This is a genomic window from Shinella sp. GW835-FHT14H05 (assembly GCF_058793575.1).
On the sequence record NZ_JBXAFY010000001.1, the window covers coordinates 708,974 to 726,481 of the forward strand.

The following is a 17,508-nucleotide window of genomic DNA, read 5'->3' on the forward strand; positions in this document are numbered from 1 at the left end:
CCATGACCAAGCCCGGCCGCCTGACGACCCATGTGCTCGACACCGCGCTCGGCAAGCCGGCGGCCGGCCTGAAGATCGACCTCTACTGGATCGAGAACGAGGAGCACCAGCATATCGTGAGCGCGGTGACGAACGACGACGGCCGCGTCGATGCGCCGCTGGTCGAAGGCGTCGGCTTCATGGCCGGCACCTATGAACTGGTGTTCCACGCCGGTGATTACCTGCGCGCAAGCGGTGCCGCCGTCACCGAACCCGCCTTCCTCGACCGCATCCCCCTGCGCTTCGGCATCGCCGATCCGTCGAGCCACTACCACGTGCCGCTGCTGCTCTCGGCCTACAGCTACTCGACCTATCGCGGCAGCTAAAGCGCCGCCTTCATCGCCGTGCCCGCCACATAGGTTTCGCGCACCGCGCGGTCGTCGCCCATTGTCTGGAGCAGGAAGAGTTCGTCGGTGAGGGAGCGCACCACCTCCATCTTCAACGCCATGGCGGGCGTGGCGGCGGCGTCGAGCACCACGAAGTCGGCATCGGTGCCGGCCTCCAGCGTGCCGATGCGGTCGGCGAGCGACAGGGCTTCGGCGTTGCCCAGCGTCATGTGGTAGAAGCTGTCGAACGGGTTCAGCCGTTCGCCGAGCAATTGCTGGATCTTGTAGGCCTCGTCCATCGTCTTCAGCATGGAATAGCTCGTGCCGCCGCCGATGTCGGTGGCCACTGCGATGCGCACCGGCTTCTCCCGCCGCGACAGCGCTTTCAGAGGGAACAGGCCGGAGCCGAGAAAGAGGTTGGAGGTGGGGCAGTGCACCGCCACGGCACCCGCCTCGCTCATCGCATCGGCCTCGCGGTCCGACAGGTGGATGCAATGGCCGAACAGGCTCTTGCGCCCGAGTAGGCCGTATTTCGCATAGACATCCGTATAGTCGATCGCATCCGGATAGAGTTCGCTGGTGAAGCGGATCTCGTCGTGGTTTTCGGAGAGATGCGTCTGGATGTGCAAGTCGGGGAATTCGCGGGCCAGCGCCGCTGCCATCTCCATCTGCGCCGGCGTCGAGGTGATGGCGAAGCGCGGCGTGATGGCGACGTGGTTGCGGCCCTTGCCGTGCCATTCGGCGATCACCGCGCGCGTCTCGTCATAGCCCATTTCGGGCGTGTCGAGCAGGCCCTGCGGCGCGTTGCGGTCCATCATCACCTTGCCGCCGACCATGCACATGCCGCGCGCCAGCGCTTCCGCGAAATAGGCGTCAGCCGAGGCCCTGTGCACCGAGCAATAGGCGACCGCCGTCGTCGTGCCGTGGCGGATCATCTCGTCGTAGAAGTGGCGGGCGATGCGGGCGGCGTGCGCGCTTTCGACGAAGCGGCATTCCTCCGGAAACGTATAGGTGTTCAGCCATTCCAGCAGGTTGGCGGCATAGGAGCCGATCACCTGCATCTGCGGGAAATGCAGGTGCGTGTCGATGAGGCCGGGCAGAATGAGGTGCGGGCGGTGGTCGATTTCCTCCACGTCATCGGGTGCGGCGGCGCGCACTTGCGCATAGGGGCCGACGGCCGCAATCCGGCCATCCTCCACCAGCAGGCCGCCGTCTTCCTCGTAGCGATAGCTCGCCGCGTCGTCGATCGCGTCCGGCCGGCGAAGGAAGGAGAGCAGGCGCCCGCGGATGAGGGTTTTCGTCATGGGCGGTCAGCTTCCTTCTGCGGCGGTTTCGAACCAGGCGGTAATGAGCGCGCGTTCCTCCTTCGTCATGCCGGTGACATTGCCCGGCGGCATGGCGTGGCTGCGGCCCGCCTGCAGATAGATCTCGCGGGCATGGAGGGCAATCTGGGATTCGCTTTCGAAGATCACGTCCTTCGGCGCGGCGCGCAGCCCCTCCCAGACGGGTTCCGCCGCATGGCACATCGAACAGCGCGTCGAGACGAGATCGCGCACTGCTGGAAAATGGTCGTTCGAGGCAAAACGCTGGGCCGACGGCGCAAGGCCGGCGCTCTCGCCGCTCAGCACTTTTGGCACGGTGGAAAGCCACATGATGAGGACGAAGAGGAGCGCGGTGACGAGCCAGGTCCAGGTCGGCTTGCCCTTGCGGGCATGGGTCGTGTTGAACCAGTGTCGGATCGTCACGCCCATCAGGAAGACCAGCGCCGCGATGATCCAGTTGAAGGCCGTCGCGAAGGCGAGCGGATAATGGTTCGACAGCATGAAGAAGATGACAGGCAGCGTCAGGTAGTTGTTATGCGTCGAGCGCTGCTTGGCGATGACGCCGTATTTGGGGTCCGGAATGCGCCCGGCGATCAGATCCGCCACCACCACCCGCTGGTTCGGCATGATGATGAAGAAGACGTTGGCCGACATGATCGTCGCCGTGAAGGCACCGAGATGGAGGAAGGCGGCGCGGCCGGTGAAGACCTGCGTGTAGCCCCAGGCCATCGCGACGAGGATGAAATAGAGGACGATCATCAGCCCCCAGGTGTTTTTCCCCAGCGGCGACTTGCAGAGCAGGTCGTAGAGAATCCAGCCGAGGCCGAGCGAGGCGAGCGAGATGAGGATGGCCACCGGCGTCGAGACGTCGAGCACGTTGCGATCGATCAGGAAGAGGTCCGCGCCGCCATAATAGACCAGACAGAGCAGCGCGAAGCCGGAGAGCCAGGTCACGTAGCTCTCCCATTTGAACCAGGTCAGGTGTTCCGGCATCGCGGCCGGCGCCACGAGGTATTTCTGGATATGGTAGAAGCCGCCGCCATGCACCTGCCATTCCTCGCCATAAGCCCCCGGCGGCAGGTGCGGCCGCCGCACCAGGCCAAGGTCGAGCGCGATGAAATAGAAGGACGATCCGATCCAGGCGATGGCGGTGATGACATGCAGCCAGCGGACCGCGAAAGTCAGCCATTCCCAGGCGATGGCATATTCATACATGCGTGCGCGTTCCCTTCCGTCCTGTCTCCCGATGTGCACATTGCGCAATATTCGCGGGCGAGGGAAGGGACCCTATAGGGACATGCCTCAGGATATGGCAGTGATCTCCAGTTCCTGCGCGCCGACGCTCACCACCTCGCCGACCGCCTTGCCCATGAGGAGGCGTGCTACTGGCGACACATAGGAAATCGAGCCGGCCTTGGGGTCCGCCTCGTCCTCGCCGACGATGCGGTAGGTCTGGGTGCGGCCGTCGTCGCGGCTGAAGGTGACGGTGTTGCCGAAGGCGACGGTCTCGCTCGAAGCCGGGTCGGGCATCACCTGCGCCGTGTGCACCCGCTCGGCGAAATAGCGCAGGTCGCGCAGCGGACCCGCCGTCTGCCGGCGCCGCTCATTGATGTCCTCGACGGTGTTCGCGGCCTCGCAGGCTGCGCGCGCTTCGGCAAGCTGCGTTTCGAGCGCCTTCAGGCCGGCCGGCGTCACCAGGTTCGGATGCGGCGAGATCGGCCGGTCGGGCAGCTGGGTTTCCGCTGCCGCTTCGGCACTCTCTTCCTTCATGAAGGCAACGCTCAAGATCAAAACTCCACTTCCAGGCTCTTGGTGCGAGCCACCTTACGCCTCTGCCGGCAGGGTCGCCAGAATCCACTCGCGAAACGCGCGGATCTTCAAAATGTTGCGGCGGTTTTCCGGGTAGGCCAGCCAGTAGTCGCGGCCGTCGTTGCAGGTGAGGGTGAACGGCTGATAGAGCAGGCCGGCGGCGACCTCTGCCCGGAAATGGCCGGGATTGAGGATCGCCACCCCCTGGCCGGCCATCGCCACCTGCGCGTCGATCGTCTGTACGCCGAGTTCGTTGCGGGGATAGCGTTCCAGGCCCGGATTGTCGATGCCGGCGGCCGAAAACCAGAGGGGCCACCAGATATCCGGTGCGCTGATGATCGGCAGTTTCAGGAGATCGGCCGGCTCGTGCACGCCGCCGATCGTCTCTGCCAGCGCCGGGCTCAGCATGGGCCCGAAGTCCATGCGCATGACGCGGTGGCATTCGAGGCCCGGCCAGTCGCCCTTGCCCCAGCGGATCGAGACATCCGCCTCCTCCCTGGAAAAGTCGATCACCTCCTGCGAGGTGGAAAGCCTGACGGCGATGTTGGGATGCTTGAGCTGGAAATCGCCGAGCGTGCGGCTCAGCCATTGCGTGGCGAAGGTGGGCGTCGAGTGGATGTGCAGCTTCTGCTCCGCCGCCCCGCGCAGGTCCGCCACCGCTTCCGCGAGCTTGGCGAGCCCTTCGGCGACCTTCGGCGCGAGCCGCTCGCCGGCTTCGCTCAGCATCACCTGCCGCGGCTGGCGCAGAAACAGCGTCTCGCCCAACGTCTCTTCCAAGAGCTTGACCTGGTAGCTGACGGCCGTCTGCGTCATGCCGAGCTCGTCGCCGGCGCGGGTAAAGCTCGCATGCCGCGCGGCGGCCTCGAAGACGCGGAGCGCATTCAGCGGAAAGTTGCGCGACATCTTCATGGCCAAGTTCTCTTCATGCATGCAGACAAAGGTTCGATTGGAATTTCATCACCTTTCGGCGCACCCTGCAAGCAATGGAAAAGAATTTATGAGGATTTCCCAATGACATGCATCACCGAAGACGCGCCGATGAGCGCGCTGGAATTCCGCAGGCCAGGGATTTTGTATAAGCTCTCTCTCGTCTTTCGCAGGAAGAAGAGAGACCGCCCTCCGAGGCTCGACCCGCGAGCGCTGTCCGATTACATGAAGCGCGACCTCGGATTTCTCGACGGCCGCGGTTAGCGGTTGCGCCAGGCGGCGAAGGCGAGCAGCACTTCGGAGGCAGTCATCGCGGCGATGACCTCGGGCCGTTTGTCATCGACTGCCGTGCCGCCGATCGGCAGGACCAGCCGGTCGGCTTCCGCGCGGTCCACGCCCTGCTCCTCCAGATGATGGACGAAGGAACCGCGCTTCGATTTGGAGCCGACCATGCCGATATAGGCGAGGTCGGTGCGCTTCAGTGCTTCCTGGCCGATCAGGAAGTCGAGGGCGTGGTCGTGGGTGACGATCACCACGGCGGAGCCCGCAGGGATATCCGCGATCAGCGATTCCGGCATGGCGACCATGCGGCGGTGAACCTCCGAGGTCAGCTGGTTGAGCTCGGTTTCGCGCGCTTCCACAGCGAAGACCTTGAGCGGCAGCAGCGTCAACGCCTCGGCGAGCGCCCGGCCGACATGGCCGGCGCCGAACACCCAGACCTGCGGCTTGCGCCGTTCCTCGTCCGCCACGCGCTTGTCGAGTGCCGCACGCGCCGCCTCGTCGGCAAAGGTGAAGGTGAGCTCGACGCGCCCGCCGCAGCATTGGCCAATATCGGGGCCGAGGGGGATATCGAGCGTCGCCTCGCCACCGGCGCTGCCCAGCATCTTTCGCGCGTTCTCGATCGCCATATGTTCGAGCTGGCCGCCGCCGACGGTGCCGTGGATTTCGGTTGGCGCCACCAGCATGAACGTGCCTTCGTCGCGCGGTGCGGAGCCCTTGACGGCGGTGACTTCGACGATGACGACACGGTGTTCCCGGGCCAGAAAGCCCTCAAGACTGTCCTGCAGAAAGTTCATTTCATCCTTCTTTGCGGGCTTTCAGGCGCTCTATGGCCATCAGCACGCGCTCCGGCGTGGCCGGCGCATCGAGTTTCGGGCATTGGCGATAGCCGGCGGTGCTGGCGACGGCCATGGAAAGCGCCTCCAGCACGGAAACCGCCAGCATGAAGGGCGGCTCGCCGACGGCCTTGGAGCGGCCGATCGTGGGCTCGGCCGCCTCCGCCCATTCGGCGAGCTTGACGTTGAAGATTTTCGGGCGGTCGGAGGCGAGCGGAATCTTGTATGTCGAGGGGGCGTGCGTGCGCAGCCGGCCCTTGCCGTCCCACCACAGTTCCTCGGTCGTCAGCCACCCCATGCCCTGCACGAAGGCGCCCTCGACCTGGCCCCTGTCGATCGCCGGGTTCAGCGAGCGGCCGACATCGTGCAGGATATCGACCCGATCGACGAGATATTCGCCGGTCAGCGTATCGATCGAGACTTCCGAGACCGAGGCGCCATAGGCGAAATAATAGAAGGGCGTGCCCATGCCCTTTGCCCGGTCCCAATGGATTTTCGGCGTCTTGTAGAAGCCGGCGGCGGAGAGTTGCACGCGCGCCATATAGGCCTGCTTGACGAAATCCGCGAAGGGGATGAGCGCATCGCCTACGCGCACATGATGCGGCACGAAGGCGACGTCTTCCGGCGCCACGCCCCATTTTTCGACGGCGAAGGCGACGAGGCGCTGCTTGATCTGGCGCGCGGCGTCATAGGCCGCCATGCCGTTCAGGTCCGAGCCGGAGGAGGCGGCGGTGGCCGACGTGTTCGGCACCTTGGCCGTCGTCGTCGCGGTGATTTTCACCCGCGATATATCGACCTGGAAGGCATCGGCGAGCACCTGCGCGACCTTGGTGAACAGGCCCTGGCCCATCTCCGTGCCGCCATGGTTCAGGTGGATCGAGCCGTCCTGATAGACATGCACCAGCGCGCCGGCCTGATTGTACCAGGTCGCTGTAAACGAGATGCCGAACTTGACCGGCGTCAGCGCGATGCCCTTGCGGATGACGCGGCTCGTCTCGTTGAAGGCGAGGATTTCCTGGCGGCGTGCCTGATAGTCGGACGACGTTTCCAGCTCGTCCACGATGCGGTGGATGATGTTGTCTTCGACCGTCTGGTGATAGGGCGTCAGCACGCGGTCGGAGCCGGGCAGGCCGTAGAAATTCGCCTTGCGTATCTCCAGCGGATCCTTGCCCAGCGCATAGGCGATCTCCTCGATGATGCGCTCGCCGCCGACCAGCCCCTGCGGCCCGCCGAAACCGCGGAAGGCGGTGTTTGAGACGGTGTGCGTCTTCAGCGGCTGCGAGGTGAGCAGCACATGCGGGTAGAAATAGGCATTGTCCGCATGGAACAGCGCGCGGTCGGTAACGGGGCCGGAAAGGTCGGAGGAATAGCCGCAGCGCGCGGCATAGTTCGCCTTTACCGCCTGGATGCGGCCGTCATCGTCATAGCCCGCCTCGTAGTCGACGAGGAAGTCGTGCCGCTTGCCGGTCGCCGTCATGTCCTCGTCGCGGTCCGGGCGGAATTTAACGGCGCGGTTGAGTTTCTTCGCTGCGACGGCGGCAAGCGCCGCGAACTGGTTGGACTGCGTCTCCTTGCCGCCGAAACCGCCGCCCATGCGGCGCACCTGAACGGTCACGGCATTGGAGGGTACGCCGAGCACATGACCCACCATGTGCTGCACCTCGCTTGGGTGCTGGGTCGAAGACCAGACGGTGACCTCGTCGTCCTCGCCGGGAATGGCGAGCGCGATATGGCCTTCGAGATAGAAGTGATCCTGCCCGCCGACGCGCATTTGGCCCTTCAGCCGGCGCGGCGCCGTTTCCAGCGCGGCTTCCGCATCGCCGCGCTTCAGGGTCAGCGGCTCGGTGACGAGGGCGGCGCCATGGGCAAGCGTGTCGGTGACGTCGGTCCAGTGCGGCAGGTCGCGGTAGTCGATCTTCGCCAGCCGGGCGGCGCGGCGGGCCGCCTCGCGGGTCTCGGCGATGACGCAGAAGATCGCCTGGCCGTGAAACTCCACCTTGCCCTCCGCCAGCACCGGCTCGTCATGGCGGCCGGAGGGGCTGATGTCGTTGACGCCAGGCATGTCGGCGCCGGTCAGGACGAGGACGACGCCGGGATAGGCCTTCACGGCGGACAGATCGACGGCGAGAATGTCCGCATGCGCCCGGTCGCTCATGCCGAGAGCCGCATGCAGCGTACCCTCGGGCTCAGGCATGTCGTCGATATAATCGGCGGTGCCGGCGACGTGTTTGTGCGCCGAATCGTGGCGCAGCGATGCGTGCATCGGGGCGGAGATGGTCTTGCGGTCTTCGAAGGTGGACTGGTCCATCAGCGGGGTCCTCCTGTACCGGACGCCGCGACGAAAGCAGCGGGCGGTGTGCCGTGCGGGTGGATCCTCGGGCCAAGCCCGAGGATGACGGGATAGAGGGTGGTGCGAGGGGCAGGAAGAAGCGTCGCCTTATCCGGAAGCGCGCTTTGCAGGCGCCTCCATTTCCTCCCCTCCGTCATCCTCGGGCTTGACCCGAGGATCCACCTTCCGCATGTGCTCGCTCTCATGCCACCTCCTCGAACCGCCGCACCTGCGCGATTTCTCCGGAGGTTTCCAGATAGAACCGCGTCAGCAGGTTCTTGGCCGCCAGCATGCGGTAGTCGGCCGTCGCGCGCCAATCGGTCAGCGGCTTGTAGTCCGCGTCGAAGTCGGCCCGGGCGTCATCGATGGTGGCTTCGGTCCAGGGCTTGCCGAGGAGAGCAGCTTCGACATTTGTCGCCCGCTTCGGCGTGCCGGCCATGCCGCCGAAGCAGAGGCGGGCGTCGGTAACGGTGCCATCCGGCGAGAGTGCGATGCGGAAGGCGCCGCAGAGTGCGGAGATGTCCTCGTCACGGCGCTTCGTTATCTTGTAGACGGCGAAGTGGGTGTTTGCGGGAAGGGCGGGCACGAAGAGGCTTTCGACGAACTCGCCGGCGCGGCGGTCCTGCTTGCCGTAGTCGATGAAGTAGCTTTCGAGCGGCAGGTCGCGCCGGCCGTCTTTGGAGCGCAGGGTGAGCGTGGCGCTGAGCGCGATCAGCGGCGGCGGGGTGTCGCCGATGGGGGAGCCGTTGGCGATGTTGCCGCCGATCGTGCCCATATTGCGCACCTGTTCGCCGCCGATGCGGTCGATCAGCGGGCGCAGCGCGGGAATGCGGCGACAGAGCACGTCGAAGGCCTGACTATAGGTGACACCGGCGCCGATGCGCACGCCGTCCGCCGTCTCCTCGATCGATTGCAACTCGGTGAGGTGGTTGATGAAGACAACGGGGTTCAGGTCGCGGAATTGTTTCGTCACCCAAAGGCCGACATCGGTGGAGCCGGCGACGACGGTCGCCTTCGGCTCCTCCGCCAGAATGCCGGCGAGATCGTCGAGCGAGGCGGGCACGATCACCCGGCCGTCGCCTTCGCTGATGCGGATGGTTTCCGTCGGCGCCATGGCCGCAAGCTTCGCCAGCACCGCCGCCCGCGTGCGCTCGATGGGATCGAACACGGCGCTCGGCCGTGCGGCGGCAACCGCCTCGGCGGCGCGCACGATCGGCTCATAGCCGGTGCAGCGACAGAGATTGCCTTGCAGCGCTTTTTCGATACGCGCGCGGTCCGGCGCCGGATCGGCAAGCCAGAGGCCGTAGAGCGACATGACGAAGCCGGGCGTACAGAAGCCGCATTGCGAGCCGTGATAGTCCACCATCGCCTGCTGCACGGGATGCAGCACGCCGTCCGCACCCGCCAGATGCTCGACGGTGACGATATGGGTCGCATTCATCGAGCCCAGCAGGCGGATGCAGGCATTGACGCTCTCATAGGCAAGCCGGCCCTCGACCACGCGGCCGACCAGCACGGTGCAGGCGCCGCAGTCGCCCTCAGCGCAGCCTTCTTTCGTGCCGGTAAGGCGGCGGCGCAGCCGCAGCCAGTCGAGCAGCGTGCCCGTCGGCGGCACGTGGCGGAGCGCGATGTCCTCGCCATTCAGGATGAAGCGGATGCTGCCGGTGTCCGTGTGCATCTTTATCCTTATTGGGCGGTCCAGCCGCCATCGACGGATATATGGGTGCCGTTGATCGATTTTGCCGCATCGGACGCAAGGAAAAGCGCGATGGCGGCCACCTCGTCGACACCGACGAATTCCTTGGTCGGCTGGAATTTCAGCATGACGTCGGACTTCACCTGCGCTTCGCTGATGCCGCGCGCCTTCGCCGTGTCGGGGATCTGCTTTTCGACGAGCGGCGTCAGCACGTAACCGGGGCAGATCGCGTTGGCGGTGATGCCGTTTTCGGCGATTTCGAGCGCCACGGTCTTGGTCAGGCCCATGATACCATGTTTCGCCGCGACATAGGCGGCCTTGAACGGCGAGGCGACGAGGCCGTGCGCGGAGGCGACGTTGATGATGCGGCCAAAACCCTTGCGCTTCATGTGGGGAATGGCGTTGCGGATGGTGTGGAACGAGCTCGACAGGTTGATCGCGATGATCTGGTCCCACTTTTCCGGCGGAAAGTCCTCGATCTTCTCAACATGCTGGATGCCGGCATTGTTGACGAGGATGTCGACGCCGTCGAACTGTTCCACGGCCGTCTGGATGAGGTCGGAGATTTCGTGCGGCTTGGTCATGTCGGCCGGGTGGTAGATGACGCGACCCTTGCCGAGGCCGTCGAGCTTCGCGCGGGCCGCCTCGATCTCGTCGGCCGCGCCAAAACCGTTGATGACGACATTGGCGTCGCTTTGCGCAAAGGCGGTGGCGATGGCGAGGCCGATGCCGCTGGTGGAGCCGGTTACGACGACACTCTTCATGCTTTTCAACTCCCGATATGCTGCTTCGCGTCAGCCTACGCCTAAAAACAACGCGATGACAATTGCGTTTTCCGCGCTGTAGAGTGGCGTGGGGCGGGTAACGCGATTTGCGTTTTATTTTCCTTTGACATTCGTTTTGATGTCGTATTGAAGATTCCGAAGGGTCTGGGAGCGACCTTCAGCTGGGAGGCAAGCATGGGCGGATATGTTCTCGCGATCGATCAGGGCACGACCTCGAGCCGGGCGATCGTCTTCGACGGCAAACAGAAGGTCGTCGGCTCCGGCCAGAAGGAATTCACGCAGATCTTTCCGCAATCCGGCTGGGTCGAGCACGATCCGGAAGAGATCTGGGACAGCGTCGTCTGGTCGGTGAAGGCTGCGCTGAAGAAGGCCGACGTCAAGGCCGCCGACATTTCCGCGATCGGCATCACCAACCAGCGCGAGACGGTGGTCGTGTGGGAGCGCGAGAGCGGCAAGCCGATCCACAATGCCATCGTCTGGCAGGACCGCCGCACCGCCTCCTATTGCGAGAAGCTGAAGAAGCAGGATCTCGAAAAGACCTTTACCAAGAAGACCGGCCTGCTGCTCGACCCCTATTTCTCCGGCACGAAGCTTTCGTGGATGCTCTCCAACGTGAAGGGTGCGCGGGCGCGGGGTGCCAAGGGCGATCTCTGCTTCGGCACGATCGACACCTTCCTGATCTGGCGGCTGACCGGCGGCAAGTCGCACGTCACCGACGCCACCAATGCCAGCCGCACGCTGATGTACAACATTGCCGCGAACGACTGGGACAATGAGCTGCTCGACATCCTGCGCGTGCCAAAAGCCATGCTGCCGGAGGTGCTGGATTGCGCGGCCGATTTCGGCGTGACGGAGAAGGCGCTGTTCGGCGCGGAAATCCCTATCCTCGGCGTGGCCGGCGACCAGCAGGCCGCCACCATCGGCCAGGCCTGCTTCGAGCCGGGCATGATGAAATCCACCTATGGCACCGGCTGCTTCGCTTTGCTCAACACCGGCGCCGACATGGTGCGCTCGAAGAACCGCCTGCTCACCACCATCGCCTACCGCCTCGACGGCGAGACGACCTATGCGCTGGAGGGCTCGATCTTCATCGCGGGTGCGGCCGTGCAATGGCTGCGCGACGGGCTGAAGGTCATCAAGGCCGCGCCCCATACCGGCGATCTCGCGGCGCAGGCCGACCCGACGCAGAACGTCTATCTCGTGCCCGCCTTCACCGGGCTCGGCGCGCCGCACTGGGACCCGGAGGCGCGCGCCGCGATCTACGGCATGACGCGCAACACCGGCCCTGCGGAATTCGCACGCGCGGCGCTGGAGGCCGTCTGCTACCAGACGCGCGACCTGCTCGACGCCATGCACAAGGACTGGAAGGCCAACGGCAAGGAAACCGTGCTGCGCGTTGACGGCGGTATGGTCGCCTCCGACTGGACCATGCAGCGCCTCGCCGACATCCTGGACGCGCCGGTGGACCGCCCGACGATCCTGGAGACGACGGCGCTTGGTGCGGCATGGCTTGCCGGCCAGCGCGCCGGTGTCTGGCCGGACCGCAAGGGGTTTGCCAAGTCCTGGGCGCGCGATACGCGCTTCGAGCCGAAGATGGACGAGAAGACGCGGGCCACGAAGATCAGGGGCTGGAAGGATGCGGTTCGGCGGACGCTGAGCGACGCGTAAACCGGCGCGACACTCCTGCCGGCATGCCCATGAACCACCCCGAAATATTCGATTTTAGCGAAAGCCGGCAACGGGATGTTGAGAAACGTGCGGTAGGCTCGGGGTGTGGGGACGATACGGGTTAGGAGAGGCTGCCCATCATGGATGAGCATGCCGCCATCGTTCCGAGGCCATCGGCGTAGAGGAGCGAGCATTGGAGCAAGTTCAGCTCCCCAATGAATCTGCGGAAGAGTTTCGGCTGCTCTACCGCAAGCTGGCGCTCGCGCTCGAAGCGTCGCAGATGGGCATATGGGAGCACAACCTCATCACCGACGCGGTGGTCTGGGACAAGCGGCTTTGTGATCTCTACGGCGTTGAATTCGGTTCGGTCGTCACCTGGATCGATCATGTCCATCCCGGCGACCGCGAGCGCGCCTGCGCCGATTTCGACCGGGCCATAGAAAACAAGAGCGGCTATTCCTCGCAATTCCGCATCCTGCTGCCGGACGGCCAGATGCGCCATGTGCGTTCGCGCGCCCATTATTACGAAAACCAGGAGGGAACGCCCTTCTTCATCGGCGCGGAATGGGATGTCACCGCCGATGTGATGATGCAGGAAGAATTGATGCGCCGCGCCGAGCAGCTGGAGGAGAGCCACCGGCTGCTGGAGCATTCCGCCCTGCACGATTTCCTGTCCGGCCTGCCGAACCGTCGCGGCCTGGAGCGGTTTCTGGCCGCGCGTGGATCGGCCCGGACGGTGCCGATCGCTGTGCTGCATATCGACCTCGACCATTTCAAGGACGTCAACGATCGCCTTGGCCACGAGGTGGGCGATCAGGTGCTGCGGGCGTTTTCCGCGCGGCTGATGACAGCCGTCGTTTCCGTCAGCGGTTTTGCGGCGCGTACCGGCGGCGACGAATTCATCGTCATCCTCGACAACACGTCGCTCGGCCATGCGCAGAACTTCGCCGAAGTGGTCGTGGAGGCGGCGGAGGCGACCAAGCAGGACGTGAATATCGGCGGCATCAATATCGGTGCTTCCGTGGGCGTCGCTTACGGAAAGGCGCCGTTCGAGCAGCTGCTGGAGCAGTCGGATCTTGCTCTCTACCAAGCCAAGGAGGCGGGCCGCCGCCGCTACCATGTCTTCAAGGCACTCATGAAGAAAACCCAGCGGCCGGTCGCTCTCGGGCCGCGGTTGAACTGAGGTTCTTCGCCAAGGTCGCGCGTTGCGCGGCACCATTCCGTCCAAAAATCAAAAATATTCCGTTCCGCCCTGTCGGCTGAGACGCTACTTCTACGTCTTCCAACCAACGGGAGTTCACCATGCTGTATGCCGTTCTTTGTTATGATAGCGAAAGTGAAGTCAGCGCCTGGAGCAAGGAGCTGGACGACAAGGTCATGGCCGATCTCGGCGCCGTCAACCAGCGCTATGCGGAGGCGGGCAAGCTCGGTCCCGTCGCGCGGCTGATGCCGACGACGGCGGCGGTCACGGTACGCAAGGGTGCGACGGACGATATCGTCATGGACGGGCCTTTTGCCGAAACCAAGGAACAGTTCCTCGGCTTCTTCGTCATCCAGGTGGAAACGCTGGAGGAGGCGATCACTTTTGCGCGCGAGCTTTCCGCCGCCAATCCGGCCAACGGCACCTATGAAATCCGGCCGTTGCAGTTCTTCAATCCGGGAGGTCCCATAAAATGACAGAGCTTGCCTGGATCGATCTGGCGCTGACGTCGGCACGGCCGCAGGCCATGGGGGCGCTTCTGCGCTACTTCCGCAACCTCGACCTTGCGGAGGAGGCTTTTCAGGAGGCCTGCCTTCGCGCGCTGAAAAACTGGCCCGAAAAAGGTCCGCCGCGCGATCCGGCAGCATGGCTGATCTTCGTCGGCCGCAACAGCGGCATCGACCAGGTGCGCAAACGCGCCAAGCACCAGCCGCTTCCGCCCGAAGAGGTGCTGTCCGATCTGGAGGATACGGAGAGCGACCTTGCGGACCGGCTGGACGGCGCGCATTACCGCGACGATATTTTGCGCCTGCTCTTCGTCTGCTGCCATCCGGATCTACCGGCGACACAGCAGATCGCGCTGGCGCTGCGCATCGTCTCCGGGCTTTCGGTGAAGCAGATCGCGCGCGCCTTCCTCGTCTCGGAAGCGGCGATGGAGCAGCGCATCACCCGGGCGAAGGCGAAGGTGGGGGCGGCGGGTATTCCCTTCGAGACGCCGGATGCGGTGGCGCGGGCCGAGCGGCTCGGCATCGTCGCGGCGATGATCTACCTCGTCTTCAACGAGGGCTATTCGGCCGGCGTGCCGGAGCGGGCGGATGCGCCGTTCTGCGCGGAGGCGATCCGGCTTTGCCGGCTGCTGCTCACGCTCTTCCCCTCCGAACCGGAGATCATGGGGCTGACGGCGCTGATCCTCATCCAGCATTCGCGGCTTGAGGCGCGTTTCGACAAGCAGGGCCAGATCGTGCTGCTGGAAGACCAGGACCGTTCGCTCTGGGACCGCGGGCTGATAGACGAGGCGCTGGTGCTGATCGACAAGGCGATCCGGCATCGCACGCCGGGCGCCTTCCAGATCCAGGCGGCAATTGCGGCTCTGCATGCCCGCGCCAAAACGGCGGCGGAGACGGACTGGTTGCAGATCGACCTGCTCTACCAGACGCTCGAACGCCTCCAGCCGTCGCCGGTGGTGCGGCTCAACCGGGCGGTCGCCGTTTCGAAGCGCGAGGGGCCGGAGGCGGCGCTGGCGCTGGTCGAGCCGCTGGCGGAGAAACTAAACGGCTATTTCTATTTCCATGGCCTGCGCGGCGGCCTTCTGAAGCAGCTCGGCCGCTACCGAGAGGCGCATGAGGCCTTCGACCGCGCCATTGCGCTCGCCACCACGCCGGCCGAGGCGGCCCATATCCGCCAGCACCTCGACAGCGTGCAGCGCGAGATGGTGAATGCGGAAAAATAATCCGGCGTAGCTGTCGGTTCTGCCGCCCGCCGGCCGTCCTTGATACGAACCAACCGATCACACCAAAGAGGAAACGGACCATGACCGAGACCAACGAAATCAAGCCCGCCAACAACCGCGAACTGGTGCTGACCCGCGTGCTGAACGCCACGCCGGCCCAGCTCTTCAAGGCCTGGACGACGCCGGAAATCCTGAAGGAGTGGTTCATGCCGAAGCCCTATGCGCTGGCGCTCGTCGACATGGAGCCGCGCGATGGCGGCAAGTTCCGCACGGTGATGACCGGCCCGGACGGCTTTCACATGGATAGTACCGGCGTGTTCCTGAAGGTGGAGAAGGACAAGCGCATCATCACCACGGATGCCTTCGGCCCGGACTGGAAGCCGACGGAAAAGGCCTTCTTCAGCGCGGAAATCCTGTTCGACGACCTCGGCAACGGCCAGACCCGCTACACGGCCATCGCGCGCCACTGGAATGTCGAGGATGCCGAGGCGCATGAAAAGATGGGCTTTCACGAGGGCTGGGGGCAGGTGGCGACCCAGCTCGAAGAGGTTGCCTCGAAGCTCTGAACGGACGAACGGGGCGGGAAACCGCCCCGTTCCCTTTCGGTAAACACACTGTTTCCCCATCCGCCCTTTCAAACCGCCGCCGCGGGACATATCTCGGGTCAAATCCCTCCTGCGCGGAACATCCCATGGAACTTGGCCTCTATACATTCGCCGACGTCGATCCCAATGCCGCCGACAAGGGGCGGGAAGGGGAGCGGCGGCTGAAGAATCTTTTGGAAGAGATCGAGCTTGCCGATCAGGTGGGGCTCGATGTGTTCGGGTTGGGCGAACATCACCGGCCGGATTATGCCGCCTCGGCACCCGCCGTCGTGCTGGCGGCTGCCGCCGCGCGGACCAAGAACATCCGGCTGACGAGCGCCGTGACGGTGCTGTCGTCGGACGATCCGGTGCGTGTGTTCCAGCAATATTCGACCGTCGATCTCATTTCCGGCGGCCGGGCGGAGCTCATGGCGGGGCGCGGCTCCTTCATAGAATCTTTCCCGCTCTTCGGCTATGCGCTCGATGATTACGACCAGCTCTTCGAGGAGAAGCTGGACCTGCTGCTGGCGCTGAACGAGAGCGAAAAAGTCTCCTGGAACGGCACGATGCGGCCGCCGTTGCCGGGGCTTGGCGTCTATCCGCGCCCGGCGCATGGCAGGTTGCCGATCTGGATTGCCGTCGGCGGCACGCCGCAATCGGTTGCCCGCGCGGGGGCCTATGGCCTGCCGCTGGCGCTCGCCATCATCGGCGGCACGCCGTCGCGTTATGCGCCGCTTTTCGATCTCTACCGCGAGGCCGCGCGCCGCGCCGGGCAGGACGAGGCGAAGCTGAAGACCAGCATCAACGTGCACGGCTTCATCGCCGATACGACGGAGGCTGCGGCCGATGCCTTCTACGGGCCGCAGGCCGAGGTGATGAACCGTATCGGCCGCGAACGCGGCTGGGGGCCGACCAGCCGGGCGCAGTTTGACCAGTCGACCGGCCCGACGGGGCATCTCTTCCTCGGCGATCCGGAGACGGTGGCGACGAAGATCGCGGCACACCAGCGGATTTTCAAGAACGACCGCTTCCTGCTCCAGATGGCCATCGGCCAGATGCCGCATGACAAGATCATGCGCGGCATCGAGCTTTACGGCACGAAGGTCGCTCCGCTTGTGCGCGAGATGCAGGCGGAGGCGCCGGCGGCCGCTTCGGCCTGACAAGCACCCGCGGGCGTGATAAGACCGCCCGCGAAAGAGAGATGCGATGACCCTGGAAAACGATGAAGACCTCAACGGCCTGAAGGCGATCGGGCGGATTTGCGCCAATGTGCTCCAGCACATGTCGACCTCCATCCAGCCGGGCATGACCACCGCCGAGCTGGACCTCATCGGCCGGCGCATGCTGGAGGCGGCGGGGGCAGTTTCGGCGCCGGAGAGCTGCTACAAGTTTCCGGGCGCCACCTGCATCAGCATCAATGAAGAGGTGGCGCACGGCATTCCGGGCGACCGGGTGATCAAGCAGGGCGACCTCATCAACATCGACGTCTCCGCCGAGCTCGACGGCTATTTCGCAGATACCGGCGCCTCCTTCACCGTCGGGCGCTCGACGCCGGCCGTGGAGCGCCTCTGCCGCGATGGCAAGCGGGCGCTCTGGGTCGGCCTCAAGGAAGTGAAGGCCGGCAAGCCGCTCGCCGAAGTCGGCAAGGCCATCGGCGAATTCGCGCGAAAGAACCGCTATACGCTGATCGCCAACCTCGCCAGCCACGGCGTCGGCCGCTCGCTGCACGAGGAGCCGACGGAAATCGCCACCTGGCCCGATCCACAGGAAAAGCGCCGCATGACGGACGGCCTCGTCTTCACCGTCGAGCCGTTCCTGTCGCTCGGCGCCAACTGGGCGGAAAGCGGCACGAAGGACGAGTGGACGCTCTACAGCGAGCCGAGCGCGCCGACGGTGCAGTTCGAGCATACGGTTGTTGCCACCCGCAGCGGGCCGATCGTCGTGACGCTGCCGGGTTAAGCCTTCACCGGCGCTGATC

Annotated in this window: 16 protein-coding genes; 8 read left to right on the top strand and 8 right to left on the bottom strand. The window is 64.9% G+C overall.

Translation table 11 applies throughout. The annotated features are described in order from the left end of the window. The first annotated feature begins 2 nt into the window (after positions 1–2). Positions 3–365, top strand: a complete 363-nt coding sequence (gene uraH / locus AC1Q6Z_RS03540) for a hydroxyisourate hydrolase (RefSeq protein WP_492646758.1) — start codon at positions 3–5, stop codon at positions 363–365. On the opposite strand, the gene guaD is transcribed toward uraH, so the two are convergent. From guaD to AC1Q6Z_RS03580, 8 genes are all read right to left on the bottom strand, one after another. Then, positions 362–1,669, bottom strand: coding sequence for a guanine deaminase (gene guaD / locus AC1Q6Z_RS03545; RefSeq protein ID WP_492646759.1), 1,308 nt, complete (start codon positions 1,667–1,669; stop codon positions 362–364). The two genes, uraH and guaD, sit on opposite strands and share 4 nt — an antisense overlap. 6 nt (positions 1,670–1,675) lie before the next feature. Beyond that, the gene (gene puuD / locus AC1Q6Z_RS03550; protein WP_492646760.1) at positions 1,676–2,902 is read right to left on the bottom strand and encodes a urate hydroxylase PuuD; all 1,227 of its coding nucleotides are present in this window, start codon (positions 2,900–2,902) and stop codon (positions 1,676–1,678) included. 87 nt (positions 2,903–2,989) lie between these two features. After that, positions 2,990–3,472, bottom strand: coding sequence for a transcription elongation factor GreA (gene greA, locus AC1Q6Z_RS03555; RefSeq protein ID WP_492646761.1), 483 nt, complete (start codon positions 3,470–3,472; stop codon positions 2,990–2,992). A gap of 39 nt (positions 3,473–3,511) precedes the next feature. Continuing rightward, on the bottom strand, positions 3,512–4,405 hold the full coding sequence (locus AC1Q6Z_RS03560) for a LysR substrate-binding domain-containing protein (RefSeq protein WP_492646762.1): 894 nt from the start codon (positions 4,403–4,405) through the stop codon (positions 3,512–3,514). Between the two features lie 278 nt (positions 4,406–4,683). Next, a complete protein-coding gene (gene xdhC / locus AC1Q6Z_RS03565; RefSeq protein ID WP_492646763.1) occupies positions 4,684–5,499 on the bottom strand; it encodes a xanthine dehydrogenase accessory protein XdhC in 816 nt (271 codons plus the stop codon). A gap of 1 nt (position 5,500) precedes the next feature. Beyond that, positions 5,501–7,846 (bottom strand): xanthine dehydrogenase molybdopterin binding subunit, encoded by a 2,346-nt coding sequence (gene xdhB, locus AC1Q6Z_RS03570; RefSeq protein WP_492646764.1) that lies wholly within the window; start codon positions 7,844–7,846, stop codon positions 5,501–5,503. A gap of 223 nt (positions 7,847–8,069) precedes the next feature. Beyond that, a complete protein-coding gene (gene xdhA / locus AC1Q6Z_RS03575) occupies positions 8,070–9,545 on the bottom strand; it encodes a xanthine dehydrogenase small subunit (protein WP_492646765.1) in 1,476 nt (491 codons plus the stop codon). 8 nt (positions 9,546–9,553) lie between these two features. Further along, on the bottom strand, positions 9,554–10,327 hold the full coding sequence (locus AC1Q6Z_RS03580) for a 3-hydroxybutyrate dehydrogenase (protein WP_256117620.1): 774 nt from the start codon (positions 10,325–10,327) through the stop codon (positions 9,554–9,556). Between the two features lie 195 nt (positions 10,328–10,522). Here AC1Q6Z_RS03580 and glpK point away from each other — a divergent pair, with 195 nt between their 5' ends. The 7 genes from glpK to map all read left to right on the top strand — a co-directional run bounded on the left by glpK (position 10,523) and on the right by map (position 17,489). Then, positions 10,523–12,016, top strand: coding sequence for a glycerol kinase GlpK (glpK, locus tag AC1Q6Z_RS03585; protein WP_492646766.1), 1,494 nt, complete (start codon positions 10,523–10,525; stop codon positions 12,014–12,016). 193 nt (positions 12,017–12,209) lie between these two features. After that, on the top strand, positions 12,210–13,199 hold the full coding sequence (locus AC1Q6Z_RS03590; RefSeq protein WP_492646767.1) for a sensor domain-containing diguanylate cyclase: 990 nt from the start codon (positions 12,210–12,212) through the stop codon (positions 13,197–13,199). A gap of 119 nt (positions 13,200–13,318) precedes the next feature. Then, positions 13,319–13,693, top strand: a complete 375-nt coding sequence (locus tag AC1Q6Z_RS03595) for a YciI family protein (protein WP_256117613.1) — start codon at positions 13,319–13,321, stop codon at positions 13,691–13,693. Then, positions 13,690–14,946 (top strand): RNA polymerase sigma factor, encoded by a 1,257-nt coding sequence (locus AC1Q6Z_RS03600; RefSeq protein ID WP_435267811.1) that lies wholly within the window; start codon positions 13,690–13,692, stop codon positions 14,944–14,946. The genes AC1Q6Z_RS03595 and AC1Q6Z_RS03600 overlap by 4 nt, the downstream gene beginning before the upstream one ends. Before the next feature lie 80 nt (positions 14,947–15,026). Next, the gene (locus AC1Q6Z_RS03605) at positions 15,027–15,512 is read left to right on the top strand and encodes an SRPBCC family protein (RefSeq protein WP_435267810.1); all 486 of its coding nucleotides are present in this window, start codon (positions 15,027–15,029) and stop codon (positions 15,510–15,512) included. A gap of 125 nt (positions 15,513–15,637) precedes the next feature. Next, on the top strand, positions 15,638–16,690 hold the full coding sequence (locus AC1Q6Z_RS03610) for an LLM class flavin-dependent oxidoreductase (RefSeq protein ID WP_492646768.1): 1,053 nt from the start codon (positions 15,638–15,640) through the stop codon (positions 16,688–16,690). Positions 16,691–16,736: 46 nt separating this feature from the next. Beyond that, positions 16,737–17,489, top strand: coding sequence for a type I methionyl aminopeptidase (gene map, locus AC1Q6Z_RS03615; protein ID WP_256117608.1), 753 nt, complete (start codon positions 16,737–16,739; stop codon positions 17,487–17,489). Positions 17,490–17,508: the final 19 nt, after the last annotated feature.